The organism is Nitratireductor sp. GCM10026969 (assembly GCF_042660605.1).
Classification (GTDB): Bacteria; Pseudomonadota; Alphaproteobacteria; order Rhizobiales; family Rhizobiaceae; genus Chelativorans.
In genome coordinates this window covers 1-14,617 of the sequence record NZ_JBHSUM010000015.1, presented here as the reverse complement: position 1 = coordinate 14,617, position 14,617 = coordinate 1, and the positions used below count along the sequence as shown (strand labels likewise).

Genomic DNA, 14,617 nt, shown 5'->3' with positions numbered 1-14,617 from the left:
CTCCTACTTCGCCGTTGCAAGTTTGGTCGGCTCGGCGGCGGTTTGCTTGCGCCGGGTGAAGAGTGCGCGGATCCGGCGCGCGCCTTCCATCAGCCCTCCCGGCAGGAAGGTGACGATGAGCATGAAGATGACGCCGAGGGTAAGCAGCCATCCCTCGCCGACGAACGGGGCGGTGATGGCGACGAAGAAGTCCTGCAGCCCGTCAGGCAGGAAGGAATAGACCGCGTGCAGCCGCGCCTCGTGATAGGCCGAGAAGATGTTTTCGAAATACTTGATCACCCCCGCACCGATGACGGGCCCGACCAGCGTGCCGGCACCACCCAGGATGGTCATCAGCACGACCTCGCCCGAGGCGGCCCACTGCATGCGCTCCGCCCCCGCGAGCGGGTCGGTCACCGCCAGCAGCGCCCCGGCAAGGCCCGCATACATGCCCGAGACGACGAAGGCGGCGAGCGTGTAGGGGCGCGTGTTGAAGCCCGTATATCCCATGCGGCTCTGGTTCGACTTGATGGCGCGCAGGCTCATGCCGAAGGGCGAGTGGGCGATGCGCATGGCGAGGAAAAAGCAGATGATGAGGAGCGCGGCACAGAAATAGAAGCCGGCATAGCCGTCCATGTCTATGCCGAAGAAGCTCGGAAACGGAATCCCCGGCGCGGCGGCGGCGCCGGACAGGCGGTCAAGGATCCGCGGGTCGCCGAGTGCGAGTTGCAGGCCCGTCTCGCCATTGGTGACCGGCGTGAGGACCGAATAGGCGAGGTTATAGGACATCTGCGCGAAGGCGAGCGTGAGAATGGAGAAATAGATGCCGGAGCGTCGTAGGCTGACATAGCCGATCACGGCGGCGAAGAGGCCCGACAGGATGACGGCGAATATCACGGCCGGCACGACGTTCATGGTGAGCAGCTTGAACGACCAGACCGCCGCATAGGAGCCAATGCCGAGGAAGGCGGCATGGCCGAAGGACAGATAGCCGGTCAGGCCGAACAGGATGTTGAAACCGATGGCGAAGATCCCGTAGATCGCGAATTTCTGCAGGAGATCGGGATAGTTCGCGCCCACCGGATCGAGCCAGACCGGCATGGTGAGCACCGCGATGGTGAACGCGGTCATGAACAGAACTTCCTGGCGGAGCGTCGTCATCTGCATGTCAGTCTTCCATCACTCCGCGACGGCCCATGAGGCCTCTCGGCCGCACGAGAAGGATCACCACCGCCACGAGATAAATCACCACCTGGTCGATGCCCGGCAGCAAGTCTTTCACCTCGTTCATCGAGGCGAAGCTTTGCAGGATGCCGAGCAGGAAACCCGCCAGCACCGCGCCAGCCACCGAGCCCATGCCGCCGACCACCACGACCACAAAGGAAAGCACCAGGAAATCCATGCCGAGATGATAGTCGGGCGGCACGATGGGCGTGTACATGGCGCCCGCCATGCCGGCGACCGCGGCGGCGATACCGAATACGACGGTGAAGCGACGCTGGATGTTGATGCCCAGGAACCCGACCGTCTGCCGGTCCTGCATGCCGGCGCGCACCACCATTCCCCAGGTGGTGAACTGGAGGAAGGCGATCACCAGGAACACCATCAGAATGGAGAAGGCGAGATAGACCAACCGCCACCAGGGATAGTAGACGCCGGCTCCGAGCCCCAGCCACGCCCCGACATCGGCGCTACCCGAGAAGGCGCCGGGGGCGCTCACGGGGATCGGATTCGCGCCGAAGAATGCCTTGATCACCTCCTGCAGCACAATGGCGAGACCGAAGGTGACCAGGATCTGCTCGGCATGCGGGCGGCGATAGAAGAAGCGGATCAGCCCGCGCTCCATTGCCACGCCGAAGAGCAGCATGACCGGAACGGCGACTAGGAGCGACAGCGGAACCGAATATTGCAGCAGGAACGCCCCGAAGTCGCCGAGCCACGCCTGCACCAGGGGCGTGCGGATTTCCATCGGGGAGCCCCAGGGGGTGAGCTGGTCAGGGTCGACCGTCACCGTCTCCAGCCTCAGAAGCCGGTTGACGAGAACGGCGACGAAGGCGCCGAGCATGAACAGCGCGCCGTGCGCGAAGTTGACGACTCCGAGCGTGCCGAAGACGAGCGTCAGCCCCAGCGCGATCAGCGCGTAGGCTCCGCCCTTGTCCAGTCCGTTGAGCAGTTGCAGAAGGAACGCGTCCATTCAGTTTACCCTTGCCACCCGCCGCGACGAAGAGAGCGTAAAGGCCGGGCGAAACTGCGCCGCCCGGCCTTCTTCCCCCCGGGAGATCGTCAGCACTTGTTGCTGACGGGGCCGAGTTCGCCGCCGAAGATGGACGGGTCGTACATGACCTGTTCCGTCGGCACTTCCCTGACGACCTGCAGCAGGTCGTACTTGTCCTTGGGATCCTCCTTGCCCTGCACCACGAGCACCGGCTTGAAGCACTGGTGGTCGGCGCCGCGATAGAGCGTCGGGCCGTTGCCCAGCCCGTCGAACTCGAAATCCTGAAGCGCTTCCACCACGCCCTCGGGATTGAACGTGCCGGCAGCTTCGCAGGCGTTGGCATAGAGCAGTGTCTGCACGTAGCAGGTCTGCGCCGCCTGTGACGGCGGCTGGCCGTATTCCTGCCCGAAGGACTTGGTGAAGGCCTTGGTGCCTTCGTTCTCCAGCTTCCAATCCCAGTTGGCGGTGCCGTAGATGCCCTTGATCGCATCGCCGGCGCCCTGCGCCATCAATTCGGAGAACAGCGGCACGACGATCTGGAAATCCTTGCCGTTGACCTGCTTGTCGCGCATCCCGAACTGGACGGCCTGGGTCAGCGAGTTGATCATGTCCTTGCCGTAGTGATTCAGGATCAACACGTCGGCGCCCGAATTGAGGACCGGCGTGATGTACTGCGAGAAGTCGCCGGCGCCGAGCGGCGTGCGCACGGCCTGCACCGTTTCCCAGCCGAGGGCCTCGGTGGCATTCTTGATCGATTCCTCCTGGGTCCAGCCCCAGGTATAGTCGGCGGTCAGATGATAGGCCTTGCGGTCCTTGCCGTAGGCCTCGGCCAGCACCGGCCCGAGTGCCTGGCCGGACATGTAGGCATTGAAGAAGTGGCGGAAGCCGTTGCGCTTCTTGTCCTTGCCGGTGGTGTCGTTGGAATGCGTCAAGCCGGCCATGAAAATGATGCCGGATTCCTGGCACAGCGACTGCACGGCGACGGCGACACCGGAGGACGAGCCGCCGGTGATCATCAGCGCGCCGTCCTTCTCGATCATGCGCTTGGCCGAGGCACGCGCAGCATCGGACTTGGTCTGCGTGTCGCCGGTGACGAAGGTCACCTTCTTGCCCAGGACGCCGTCGCCCTTAAGCGCCGTGCCCTTGAAGGTGTTCAGCATGCCGCCGTCACCCTCGCCGTTCAGATGCTGGACAGCGAGCTTGAGGGCGCGGAGTTCGTCGGCGCCTTCGTCCGCGTAGGGGCCGGTCTGCGGAACGTTGAAGCCGAGCACGAGATTCGCGCCTGTCGGGGCGTTGCAGAAGTCCTGCGCCCGCGAAGCGCTGGTGAAGATGGTCGGCATCGCCAGACCGGCGCCCGCCACCGCGCTGCCTCGCAGGAAGACACGCCGGGTGATCCTGTCAAATGTCATCAATTCCTCCCTTGGCTGGTTGAACGCAACATCCGGCAGGATGCGCGCCACCTGGCGCAAGTTATCGCCGTATTCGTCAATTTTTCAATAAGTATTTGGTATGAATGGATATTTTTGTAAATATATTCATATTGCGATACGATTCTGTGTAAGGTATTTACAGATCATGAGGAGGAGGAGGAGGAAAGCTCGTGGCGCGTAACCTGACCGGGCTTAAGATCCGCTCCTTCCGCAGGAAAGCAGGCCTGACCCAGAGCGCGCTGGCGGATCGGGTCGGCATCTCGGCCTCATATCTCAATCTCATCGAGAGCGACAAGCGCTCCGCCGCCGGTATGCTGCTCGTCAAGTTGGGGGCGGAACTGGGGGTATCGCCATCGGAGCTCGACGGGCTTGCCGAACGCCGCCTGGTCGAATCGCTGGAGGAACTCGCCACCGATCCGCGCATCGGCGGCGAAGGACCGCGCGCCCGCGCCACGGAGGATCTCGTCGGCCGGCACCCGGAATGGGCGGAGTTGATCCTCGGGCTCTACCGGGCGTTCAACGACCAGAGCGAGGCCGTGCTGGCACTGGCCGACCGGCTCAACCACGATCCGTTTCTCGGCGAAAGCGTGCACCGGATGCTGACAAGCGTCACTTCCGTCAGCTCTGCGGCGGAAATCCTCGGCAGCGCGGACGACCTCGCCCCGGCCGACCGCGAACGCTTCCTGGCGATCATCGCGGCCGACGGTGCGCGTCTCACACAGACGGCACGCGCCCTGCTCGACTTCTTCGACAATTCCACCATGCGCGTGCGCTCGGCCACGTCGATGGAGCACGTCGACGCCTTCATCTTCCAGTCGGACAATTATTTTCCGGAACTGGAGACGTTGGCCGACGAATACCGGCGGGAGGCTCTCGCCCTGGAAATACCCCCTGAAGGGAACGATACGGCTTCGGTTCCCGCCAGGGCTGAAAGCGCCCGCTTTGCCGCCACGCGGGTGCTCGCCGGCCGCGTGGCGGAAGAGGCGGTCAACACGATCGTCAATGCCCACCCCGCGCTTCCGACCGAGGAAGCCCGCGCGCTTGCGCGCGCCGCACTCATCAGCTATGTGGCCGGCGCTTTCCTCATGCCCTACGAACGTTTCCTGGAAGTGGCCGAAGCGTGCCGCTACGATCTCGATCAGCTCTCCCGCCGCTTCCGGGTGTCCTACGAGCAGGCCGCCCATCGCCTTGCCACGCTGCGCCGGCCGGGTGCCGCCGGAGTCCGTTTCGCCTATATGCGCTCGGACGCCTCCGGATATGTGACCAAGCGCCTGCCGCTGCCGGGACTTCCGTTGCCGCGCTACGGCACCGCCTGTCCGATGTGGCCCGTCTACGGCGCCTTCCAGACGCCCGGCACGACGGCGCGCTGCTTCGGCGAACTGCCTTCCGGCGACGGTTTTCTCTTCTTCGCGCGCGCGGTGGAGAAGCAGTCGGCAAAAGTGGGGCATCCGCGCAAGCTGCTGTCGATCATGCTCGCCTGCCCGGCACACGAGGCCGAGAACGTCGTCTATGGAGACGGCCTCGACCGGGCGCGCGCCACCATTCCCGTGGGGACGGTGTGTCGGCTGTGCCCACGCACGAACTGCACCCACCGCCAGGAGGCGCCGCTGATCGCGTGAGAGATAAGCATGCAGGAAGAAGGGACTATGTTCACGTGAGCGTGGGCCATATACTGCAGTGGGAGGAGCCATGGGAGGATCGGGTCTGTCTTCGCAACGTATTCTAATAATCGAGGACGAGCCGAACATCGTTGAATCGCTACGTTTCATTCTCGAACGGGCGCGATTCGCGGTTGATGTCGTCTCGAACGGGGCCGCTGCGCTCGAAAGGCTGCGGCGCGAACCCTTTGCCGCAGTCATTCTCGACATCATGCTGCCTGGCATGGACGGCTTCGACGTTCTGAGGGCGGTGCGCGAGGAGCCGGGGCTTGCCGCACTTCCGGTCGTCGTTTTGACGGCGAAGGGCCAATCGAGCGACCGCGACATGGCCATATCGAGCGGCGCCAGCGCCTACATCACGAAACCCTTTTCCAATGCCGAGGTGGTGGCGCAGGTGAGGAAGCTGACCGGAATGTGAAATGAGCGAGATCGAAACAGGCGGACGTGGCGCGCGGGACGCGGCTAAGGTGCTGCCCTTCCTGGCGGCCGTTCTCCTGGCGCCGCCCATCGTGCTGATCTTCACCGCTCCGGCCACAATCGCCGGCATACCGCTGATCGTCGTCTATCTCTTCGGGGTCTGGACCGCGGTGGTGTTCGCAGCCTTCCTCCTGTCGCGGCGCCTGGCCGAGGGCGAGGCGCCCGGAGACAAGCCGCGCCGCCCACTCGACGGTGAGAGGCGCTGATGCTTCCCACCGACGTCGTCATCCTGGTTTGCCTCGGCTATGTCGCCATCCTGTTCGCGGTGGCCTTCGCCGGCGACCGGCGCGCGCGCAGGGATCCCGGCGGCTGGCTCTCCTCGCCCCTCGTCTACACGCTGTCGATCTCGATCTACTGCACGTCCTGGACGTTCTTCGGCGCCGTCGGTTCGGCGGCACGCAGCGGATTCGAGTTCGCCACCATCTATCTCGGCCCGACGATCGTCTTCGTTGGCTGGTGGGTCTTCCTGCGCAAGCTGGTTACCATCGGCCGCGTCTACCACACCACCTCGATCGCCGATCTCATCTCGGCGCGCTTCGGCAAGGACCCCGCGCTCGGCGCGCTCGTCACCGTGATCGCGCTCATCGCGACGGCGCCCTATATCGCGCTCCAGCTCAAGGCGCTGACGGCGAGCTTCCAGGTCATCACATTCCCCGCCGGCGCGGTGACGGCGGCCAAGATCAACCTCGAGCCGGACTTCACGACCACCTTCTGGCTGGCGGCGGGCCTGTGTGTCTTCTCCATCATGTTCGGCGTGCGCAACATCGACGTGAACGAGCGCCATCACGGCGTCATCGCGGCCATTGCGCTGGAAGCCGTCGTCAAGCTGGTCGCTCTCCTGACCGTCGGGCTGTGGGTCGTCTTCGGCCTGCAGGACACGCCCGCCGCTGCCTTCGACAACGCGCCGGTGAGCCTCACCAACCCCGACGAGACCTTCGGCATGCGGTGGCTCACACTCTGCTTTCTCGCCGGCGCCGCCGTTATCTGCCTGCCGCGCCAGTTCCAGGTGACGGTGGTGGAGAATTCAAGTGAAAGACAGCTTCGCACCGCCTCCTGGCTTTTCCCGCTTTATCTTCTGCTCATCTGCCTTTTCGTCGTGCCGATCGCCGTGACCGGGCTGAACCTGCTTCCCGAAAACACCAATCCGGATCTCTTCGTGCTCACGCTTCCGCTCAGCGCCGACCGCAACACGATCGCGCTGCTTGCCTTCCTGGGCGGCTTCTCCTCGGCGACCTCCATGGTGATCGTCTCGTCCATCGCGCTTTCGACGATGATCTCCAACCACATCATCATGCCGCTGGCGCTGCGCTTTTCCATCGCTCCCTCCGAGAGCGGGCAGGCCATGCGCGGCTTCATTCTCGGCGCGCGCCGCATCAGCATCGTCTTCATCGTCTTCCTGGGCTTCATCTATTTCAAGCTGAGCGGCACCGGGAGCGCGCTCGCCTCCATCGGCCTCATCTCCTTTTGCGGGGTGGCGCAATTCCTGCCGAGCCTCGTCGGCGGCCTCTACTGGCGCAGGGCCACTCACGGAGGGGCGCTCGCGGGGCTCGCGGCAGGCTTCCTCGTGTGGGGCTACACGCTTTTCCTCCCGAGCTTCGGCGGAACGTTCCTGATGCCGGCGTCGATCATCACGCACGGGCCGTGGGAGATCGGCCTTCTCAAGCCGCAGGCGCTGTTCGGCCTTGCCGGCATGGATCCGCTCGTTCACGCCGTCTTCTGGAGCATGTTCTTCAACGTCGCGCTGTTCATCGGTGTCTCCATCCTGTCCGAGCCGACGCCGCTTGCGCGATACCAGGCGCGCCTCTTCATCGATGTCTTCCGCCGGCGAACCGAGGGCGAGGTGAGCATCATCCGCCGTACCGCGCGGATCGCCGATCTGCGGCGCATCGCCGATCGCATCCTCGGGCCCGCCGAGGCGCTGGAGCTTTTCGCGCTGACGGAGCCGGCGGACCGGGCGACGACGGCGAGCGACGAGCTCATCTCGCTGGTCGAGCAACGGCTGGCGGCCAATGTCGGCGCGGCAACGGCACGCTCCCTCGTTTCCAGTGTCGTGACGAGCGAGACGATCAGCGTCGACGAACTGAAACGCCTGGCCGACGAAACGGAGCAGATCCGCGCCTATTCGGCCGAACTCGAACGGAAGTCGCGCCAAGTCGAGGAGGCCGCCGCGGAGCTTGCCCGTGCCAACCAGCAGCTTCGCGAAATCGACGTGCAGAAGGACGAGTTTCTGAGCCAGGTGAGCCATGAGTTGAGGACACCGATGACGTCGATCCGCTCCTTCAGCGACATCCTGCTTTCGACCCCGGACCTCGGCGAGGGCCGGCGGCGACGCTTCCTGCAGATCATCCAGGACGAGAGCATCAGGCTCACCAGGCTTCTGGACAGCATTCTGCACCTGAACCGGATGGAGAATGGCGGCGTCGAATGGGAGGTCGAACCCTTCGATCCGGACGCCGCGCTCGACCTTGCCATGGCGAGTTGCGAGGCGCTCGCCCGTTCCGAAGGGGTGACGCTGAAACGGACGGGCCGCGCCCGACGCGCGGTGGTCGAAGGCAATCGCGACCAGCTCGCTCAGGTCTTCATCAACCTCATCTCCAACGCCATCAAGTACAACACGGCCCGCGACCCGCTCGTCACCGTCAAAAGCGTGGCCCGCAAAGGCGTCTACGAAGCACACGTGGATGACAACGGGCCGGGCATTCCCAAGTCGGAGCGCGAGCGCATCTTCGTCAAGTTCTCGCGCGGGCCGATACCGCGGCAGGTCGGCACGGGGCTGGGACTGGCCATCAGCCGTCAGATCGTCGAAAACATGGGCGGTACGCTGACGCTTTCCGAAAGCAGGCTGGGCGGCGCCAGATTCACGGTGGGGCTCAGGACGACGCAGGCTGCATCAACGCCATCGCCGGCCGCCTCGTCGCGCGACGTGCTCGACCGTGCACACGAAGACGCAGAGTCCGGCGCCGTCAATTCCCGCCCGTAACGCGAAAGAGCACAGGCTTGCACCAAACCCGGATCATGTATCTTCATAGAGGCTGAGATACCTCTCGCGCAGCACGTTCTTCTGCACCTTGCCCATCGTGTTACGCGGCAGTTCGTCGACGAAAAGGACGCGCTTGGGCTGCTTGTAGCGGGCAAGCCGGTCCTTGAGGCTGCCCAAGAGCGTCCGTTCGTCGACCGCCGCCTCCGGCCTTACGACCACAATCGCCGTCACGCCCTCGCCGAAATCAGGGTGCGGGACACCGATAACCGCGCTTTCAACAACCCCCGGAACCCGGTCGATCTCCGTCTCGACCTCTTTGGGATAGACGTTGTAGCCGCCGGAAATCACCAGGTCCTTGCCGCGCCCGACGATGTGGACATAGCCCGCTTCATCGATCCTGCCGAGGTCGCCGGTGATGAAGAAGCCGTCCTCGCGGAACTCGGCTTTCGTCTTTTCCGGCATGCGCCAATACCCCTTGAAGACGTTGGGGCCGCGCACCTCGATCATGCCCACCTCGCCCTGCTCCAGCAATTCGCCCGTTTCAGGATCGGTGATGCGCAATTCCACACCCGGCAGGGGGAAACCGACCGTGCCGGCAACCCGCTCGCCCTCATAGGGATTGGAGGTGTTCATGTTGGTTTCGGTCATGCCGTAGCGCTCGAGAATGGCGTGACCCGTGCGCTCACGGAACCGGCGGTGCGTCTCGGCGAGCAACGGCGCGGAGCCGGAGATGAAAAGGCGCATATTGGCTGCTGCCTCGCGGGTGAGACCTTCGTGCTGCAGAAGGCGGACATAGAAGGTCGGCACGCCCATAAACGTGGTCGCCTGAGGCAGCAGCCGCAGGATTTCCTCGGCGTCGAAAGCGGGCAGGAAAAACATCGAAGCACCCGATAGAAGGACGACGTTGGTCGCCACGAAGAGCCCGTGCGTGTGGAAGATGGGCAGGGCGTGGATCAACCTGTCCTTTGCCGTGAAGCGCCAGATGTCGCGCAGCGTCACGGCATTGGACAGGAGATTGTCATGGGAAAGCATCGCCCCCTTCGAGCGCCCGGTCGTGCCCGAGGTGTAAAGGATGGCGGCCAGGTCGTCGGGACCGCGCGGCACGTCCGCGAACGCACGCCCGGCGGCGCTCGCGCGCTGCATGAGTGTGCCGCCTCCTTGGCGGTCGAGCGTTTCCATGCTTGTGCTCCGCCTGGCGGCGATCACGGCGACATTCCTTGCCGCGTCGGGCGATACGACGACCAGCCTCGGCTCGGCATCGCCGATGAAGTAGTCGAGCTCGGCCAGTGTGTAGGCGGTGTTGAGGGGCAGGTAGACGGCCCCCGCCCTGAGGCAGGCGAGATAGAGCATCACGGCCTGAGCGCTCTTTTCCACCTGTGCCGCAACGCGGTCCCCGGGCGTGACACCAAGCTCGACGAGCGCCGCCGCCAGTTTCGCGGTTTCATCCAGCATATCCCGATAGGTCCAGCGGCGATCGCCCGGCACATCGATGAGCATCGCCTCGCGATTTGCTGTCGCATCGCGGATGGCGTCGAACAGGTGATTGCTCATGAAGCGGACTCCTTCGATTCACTGCCGGCTTCAGCACAGCCGGAAACGCTTACAGCCGACACATGGCGCCTCTGCAACCGAACGGTCGGCCATGTCGAAGCCGGCGGAAAGGCAAGGAAGGGTAAATTGCTGAAATTCAAGATTCCAGTGAGGGCATGTGGCGCCGAACGATAGTCCGGATGAAAGAAACATGATATACCCACTCCACTATTGATACCGTTGAGCGGAGTCTCTATGGCTTCTGCCGTCGCATTGCACAGAAATAATACCTGGAGGGTTCCGATGAAGTTTTCGTTTGCCGTCGCCCTGGCCGGCCTCGGCATCTCCACTGCTCATGCAGCGGAGCCGTCGGCCATTCTCGACACCTACGCCGACATCGCGCTGGCCGGCTATGAGGACAGCCTGGAGACTGCACGCTCACTGCAGAGTGCGGTGGAGGCGCTGGTCGCCGAACCCTCGGAGGAGGCGCTGACTGCCGCGCGCGAGGCCTGGCTTGCTTCCCGTGTCCCCTACCAGCAGACGGAGGCCTATCGTTTCGGCAACGCCATCGTCGACGAATGGGAGGGCAAGGTGAATGCCTGGCCGCTGGACGAGGGGCTGATCGACTATGTCGACGCAAGCTACGGCACCGAGTCCGACGTCAACGCCTTCTACACGGTCAATGTTATTGCCAATGATCATGTGAGCGTGGGCGGCGAGACCGTCGACGTCTCCGAAATCACGCCGGCCGTCATCCAGTCCCTTCATGAGCTGGGCGGTATCGAGGCGAATGTCGCGACCGGCTACCACGCCGTCGAATTCCTCTTGTGGGGGCAGGATCTGAACGGCACGGGACCGGGCGCCGGCGAGCGTCCCTACACGGATTTCGATCCGGAAGACTGCACCGGCGGCCATTGCGAGCGCCGTGCGCAGTATCTGACGGCCGCGGCAAGCCTGCTTGTCTCCGACCTGGAGGAGATGGTGGCCAACTGGCAGGAGGATGGCGCCGCACGCAAGGCGCTGACCGACGATGACCCGAATGCGGGACTGACGGCGATCCTGACCGGCCTCGGATCGCTCTCCTATGGCGAGCTTGCGGGCGAGCGCATGAAGCTCGGGCTCCTCCTGAACGATCCGGAAGAGGAGCATGACTGCTTCTCCGACAACACCCACAACAGTCACTATTACGACATTGCGGGCATCAACAACGTCTATTTCGGCCGCTACGAGCGCACGAACGGAAAGACGGTTGAAGGTCCGAGCCTGGCAGAACTCGTACGCCAGAGAGATCCGGCGCTGGCCGACGAGGTGGAAGCAAAGCTTACCGCGACGTTCGCGGCCGCCGAGGCACTCAAGAAGCGCGCCGAGACGACAGAGGCCTACGACCAGATGATCGGCGAAGGCAATGACGAGGGCAACGCGGCCGTGCAGGCCGTGATCGACGGGCTCGTCGGCCAGACCCGCTCGCTGGAGCGCGCGATCGCCGCGCTCGACCTATCCGGCGTGACGATCGAAGGCTCCGACAGCCTGGACAATCCCGACGCCGTCTTCCAATAAGACGACCGGGCCGCCCGTCCTTTGGACGCGGCGGCTCCCTCTTTCCGCCTCTCGGTGCGATGCATTTTCCTGTTCGATCTTTCCTGCCTCTCATAGCGGCATTCCTCACCGCCCTCATCGCCGTCGAGGCGCGGGCGCCGGCCCCGCGCGACGATCTGAGCGAAAAGGATCGTGCGCGTGTGGAAAAGGTGACGCGACCGACCACGGACTTCACCGCCGCCGAGCGTTTCGAGCGCAGGCAGGCAGGTGCCGCGACCTCCACGAAGCGCGTCAACGCCGACGCCTACTCGCATCCCTCCGCCAATCTGAAGTTCGAAGACGAGCAGCGCTTCCTGCTCGGCAACGGGCTTTTCCGCAAGGAGTGGGTGTCCGCCCCCTCCTCGACCCAGGCTTCCGACGGGCTTGGGCCGCTCTTCAATGCGCGTGCCTGCCAGTCCTGCCACATAAAGGACGGGCGCGGCCACGCGCCTGCGAGCCGGGAGGATGCGGCTGTCTCCCTGCTCGTGCGGCTCTCCGTACCGCCCACGGAGAAACAGGAAGAAGCCATTCGCGACGGCCGCCTTTCCGCGGTTCCCGAGCCGGTCTATGGCGGTCAGCTCCAGGACTTTGCCGTGGCCGGATTGCCGGCCGAAGGCCGCGTGCGGATCGACTACGCGGAGGTGCCCGTGCGGCTCGGCGACGGCGAAATCGTGCGCCTTCGCAAGCCGAAGCTTTCCATCGACAATCCGGGTTTCGGACCTCTGCATCCCGACGTCATGCTCTCAGCCCGTGTCGCCCCGCCGATGATCGGTCTCGGGCTCCTGGAAGCGATCGACCGTGGTGACATTCTTGCCCGCGAGGACCCGCAGGACGCCGACGGCGACGGCATTTCCGGCCGCGCCCGCTGGGTACGCGACAAGGCGGGCGAATGGCATCTCGGCCGCTTCGGCTGGAAGGGCAATGCCATGAGCGTCGAGCAGCAGACGGCCGACGCCTTCTCCGGCGACATGGGCCTTTCCACGCCGCTGGTGCCGGACCACTGGGGCGAATGCACGAAAGCCGAAACTGCCTGCCGCGAATTGCCCCATGGCGCCCAGCCGCATCTGGGCGCGGAGGAGGTGCCGGCCGACCTCTTCGACCTCGTGGTCTTCTATTCGCAGAATCTGGCCGTGCCCACGCGCCGCGAGGTGAACGATCCGAACGTCCTCGCCGGCAAGCAGATCTTCTACGAGGCGGGCTGCACGAACTGCCACAGACCCAAATTCGTGACCCGGCGGGACGCCGCCGTGCCCGCGCTCGCCTTCCAGCTCATCTGGCCGTACACCGACCTTCTGCTTCACGATATGGGCGAGGGTCTCGCCGACCATCGGCCGGAAGGAACCGCCACCGGCTATGAATGGCGTACGCCGCCGCTTTGGGGGATCGGCCTTGCAAAGACCGTGCACGGCGAGGCGACCTTCCTGCACGATGGCCGCGCGCGAACGCTTCTGGAAGCGATTCTGTGGCACGGCGGCGAGGCAAAGGCCGCACGCGACAAGGTGGTGGAGATGGACAAGGCTGACCGCGACAATCTCATCCGCTTCCTGGAGTCGCTATAGATGCTGAAGACGCTCCTTCTTTGCCTCGGCCTCGCCTTGAGCCTGCCGGTGCAGGCACAGGAAGCCGGGCACGTTCCGCCCGATATCGGCACACGCGTTGCGGATCGCTACGCCACGTCGAGCCTTGCCGGTTTTGCCGGCGTGACGGGGCGACTGCGCGGCAAGATGGAAGAGCTTTGCGCGAGACCGGGCGAGGCTGCCCTTGCGGACGTGCACGCGACCTTCGCGGACACGATCAGGGCCTGGGCCTATGTCTCGGTCCTGCGCTTCGGGCCGCTTGTCGAAGAAAACCGCTTCGAGCACATCTTCTTCTGGCCGGATCCGCGCGGGGTGACCCTGCGCCAGGTGCAGGGCCTGCTCGCGGAAAAGGACGAACAGGCGGCAAATCCCTCAGCGCTCAAGGAAAAGAGCGTGGCACTCCAGGGCCTGCCGGCGCTCGAATTCGTACTGTTCAGCTCGGACTCCGAGGCGCTTGCCGGAGAGGGAGACGCTTTCCGCTGCCGTTACGGCACGGCGATCGCCGCCAATCTGGCCGATCGTGCTGCAACCCTCCAGGCCGCCTGGGCGCCGGGCTCTTCGTTCCACGCCGCGTTCACCGGGCCCGGCGCGGACAACGCCCTCTACCGCTCACCGAAGGAGGTGGCGGGTGAAGTGGTCAAGGCGCTGGGCACCGCGCTGCAATTTGCCCGAGATGCCGAGCTTCTGCCGGCGCTGGGCGACGAGGCCGCGAAGGCCAATGGCCGGCGCGCGCCGTTCTGGCGCTCCGATCTCACCTTCGCTCTGGTCGGCGCGCAGATCGAGGGCACGGTGGCGCTCCTTCAGTCGGCCGGCTTCGACATCCGGCTCGACACGGAACGCCGGGCTGTCATCGACACGGTTCTGTTCGATCTGGAGCATGCGCTGGGCGCTGTCAACGACGTGCAGGCGCCGGCGGAGACAGCCTTCGCGGAGGAAGAGGACCGCAGCCGCATCACCTATGCCGCCGTGGCGCTCAAGGGCGCCAACCGCAGCATCAGCGAAGAGCTTTCGGCCGCAATCGGATTGACGATGGGCTTCAATGCACTCGACGGCGATTGACCGCAGAACTTTTCTGGCGCTCGCCGGCTGGGCGGCCTTTGCGCCCGCAGGGGCGGGTGCGGCGGAAGAGGCGCTGTTTCTCGGCGCAAGACTGAACGGCGGCCAGTTCGAGGCCGCCGTCGTCGACGCGCGCGGGC

The 14,617-nt window shown here is 64.8% G+C and carries 11 protein-coding genes; 7 read left to right on the top strand and 4 right to left on the bottom strand.

Annotation, left to right across the window (positions count from 1 at the left end; genetic code table 11):
* Window positions 1-3: 3 nt before the first annotated feature.
* The 3 genes from ACFP9U_RS06015 to ACFP9U_RS06005 all read right to left on the bottom strand — a co-directional run bounded on the left by ACFP9U_RS06015 (window position 4) and on the right by ACFP9U_RS06005 (window position 3,603).
* A complete protein-coding gene (locus ACFP9U_RS06015; protein WP_378619791.1) occupies window positions 4-1,146 on the bottom strand; it encodes a branched-chain amino acid ABC transporter permease in 1,143 nt (380 codons plus the stop codon).
* A gap of 1 nt (window position 1,147) precedes the next feature.
* On the bottom strand, window positions 1,148-2,173 hold the full coding sequence (locus ACFP9U_RS06010; RefSeq protein WP_322453635.1) for a branched-chain amino acid ABC transporter permease: 1,026 nt from the start codon (window positions 2,171-2,173) through the stop codon (window positions 1,148-1,150).
* Between the two features lie 89 nt (window positions 2,174-2,262).
* Window positions 2,263-3,603, bottom strand: a complete 1,341-nt coding sequence (locus ACFP9U_RS06005) for a substrate-binding protein (RefSeq protein ID WP_378619789.1) — start codon at window positions 3,601-3,603, stop codon at window positions 2,263-2,265.
* 191 nt (window positions 3,604-3,794) lie between these two features.
* Between ACFP9U_RS06005 and ACFP9U_RS06000 the strand changes: the two genes are divergently transcribed.
* The 4 genes from ACFP9U_RS06000 to ACFP9U_RS05985 all read left to right on the top strand — a co-directional run bounded on the left by ACFP9U_RS06000 (window position 3,795) and on the right by ACFP9U_RS05985 (window position 8,739).
* A complete protein-coding gene (locus ACFP9U_RS06000) occupies window positions 3,795-5,243 on the top strand; it encodes a helix-turn-helix domain-containing protein (RefSeq protein WP_378619787.1) in 1,449 nt (482 codons plus the stop codon).
* 70 nt (window positions 5,244-5,313) lie between these two features.
* Entirely contained in the window at window positions 5,314-5,700 is a 387-nt protein-coding gene (locus ACFP9U_RS05995; RefSeq protein WP_322453638.1) for a response regulator transcription factor, read from the top strand.
* Between the two features lies 1 nt (window position 5,701).
* The gene (locus tag ACFP9U_RS05990; protein ID WP_378619785.1) at window positions 5,702-5,965 is read left to right on the top strand and encodes a hypothetical protein; all 264 of its coding nucleotides are present in this window, start codon (window positions 5,702-5,704) and stop codon (window positions 5,963-5,965) included.
* A complete protein-coding gene (locus tag ACFP9U_RS05985) occupies window positions 5,965-8,739 on the top strand; it encodes an ATP-binding protein (RefSeq protein ID WP_378619784.1) in 2,775 nt (924 codons plus the stop codon). Before ACFP9U_RS05990 ends, ACFP9U_RS05985 begins: the two co-directional genes overlap by 1 nt.
* Window positions 8,740-8,772: 33 nt before the next feature.
* Here ACFP9U_RS05985 and ACFP9U_RS05980 read toward each other — a convergent pair whose 3' ends face one another.
* On the bottom strand, window positions 8,773-10,290 hold the full coding sequence (locus tag ACFP9U_RS05980; RefSeq protein WP_378619782.1) for a malonate--CoA ligase: 1,518 nt from the start codon (window positions 10,288-10,290) through the stop codon (window positions 8,773-8,775).
* 282 nt (window positions 10,291-10,572) lie between these two features.
* On the opposite strand from ACFP9U_RS05980, the gene ACFP9U_RS05975 reads away from it, so the two are divergent.
* From ACFP9U_RS05975 to ACFP9U_RS05965, 3 genes are read left to right on the top strand one after another with little or no spacing between them, the layout of a single operon-like run.
* Window positions 10,573-11,826, top strand: coding sequence for an imelysin family protein (locus ACFP9U_RS05975; RefSeq protein ID WP_378619780.1), 1,254 nt, complete (start codon window positions 10,573-10,575; stop codon window positions 11,824-11,826).
* Window positions 11,827-11,885: 59 nt separating this feature from the next.
* Complete coding sequence (locus tag ACFP9U_RS05970) at window positions 11,886-13,403, top strand: di-heme oxidoredictase family protein (protein WP_378619779.1); 1,518 nt, start codon at window positions 11,886-11,888, stop codon at window positions 13,401-13,403.
* Window positions 13,404-14,480, top strand: a complete 1,077-nt coding sequence (locus ACFP9U_RS05965; RefSeq protein ID WP_378619777.1) for an imelysin family protein — start codon at window positions 13,404-13,406, stop codon at window positions 14,478-14,480.
* Window positions 14,481-14,617 lie beyond the last annotated feature (137 nt).

Excerpts from the sequence above, each read along its gene's own strand:
- ACFP9U_RS05965 (WP_378619777.1), top strand. The coding sequence starts at position 13,404 with ATGCTGAAGACGCTCCTTCTTTGCCTCGGCCTCGCCTTGAGCCTGCCG.
- ACFP9U_RS06005 (WP_378619789.1), bottom strand. The coding sequence starts at position 3,603 with ATGACATTTGACAGGATCACCCGGCGTGTCTTCCTGCGAGGCAGCGCG.
- ACFP9U_RS05995 (WP_322453638.1), top strand. The coding sequence starts at position 5,314 with ATGGGAGGATCGGGTCTGTCTTCGCAACGTATTCTAATAATCGAGGAC.
- ACFP9U_RS06010 (WP_322453635.1), bottom strand. The coding sequence starts at position 2,173 with ATGGACGCGTTCCTTCTGCAACTGCTCAACGGACTGGACAAGGGCGGA.
- ACFP9U_RS06015 (WP_378619791.1), bottom strand. The coding sequence starts at position 1,146 with ATGCAGATGACGACGCTCCGCCAGGAAGTTCTGTTCATGACCGCGTTC.
- ACFP9U_RS05985 (WP_378619784.1), top strand. The coding sequence starts at position 5,965 with ATGCTTCCCACCGACGTCGTCATCCTGGTTTGCCTCGGCTATGTCGCC.
- ACFP9U_RS05980 (WP_378619782.1), bottom strand. The coding sequence starts at position 10,290 with ATGAGCAATCACCTGTTCGACGCCATCCGCGATGCGACAGCAAATCGC.
- ACFP9U_RS05970 (WP_378619779.1), top strand. The coding sequence starts at position 11,886 with ATGCATTTTCCTGTTCGATCTTTCCTGCCTCTCATAGCGGCATTCCTC.
- ACFP9U_RS05975 (WP_378619780.1), top strand. The coding sequence starts at position 10,573 with ATGAAGTTTTCGTTTGCCGTCGCCCTGGCCGGCCTCGGCATCTCCACT.
- ACFP9U_RS05990 (WP_378619785.1), top strand. The coding sequence starts at position 5,702 with ATGAGCGAGATCGAAACAGGCGGACGTGGCGCGCGGGACGCGGCTAAG.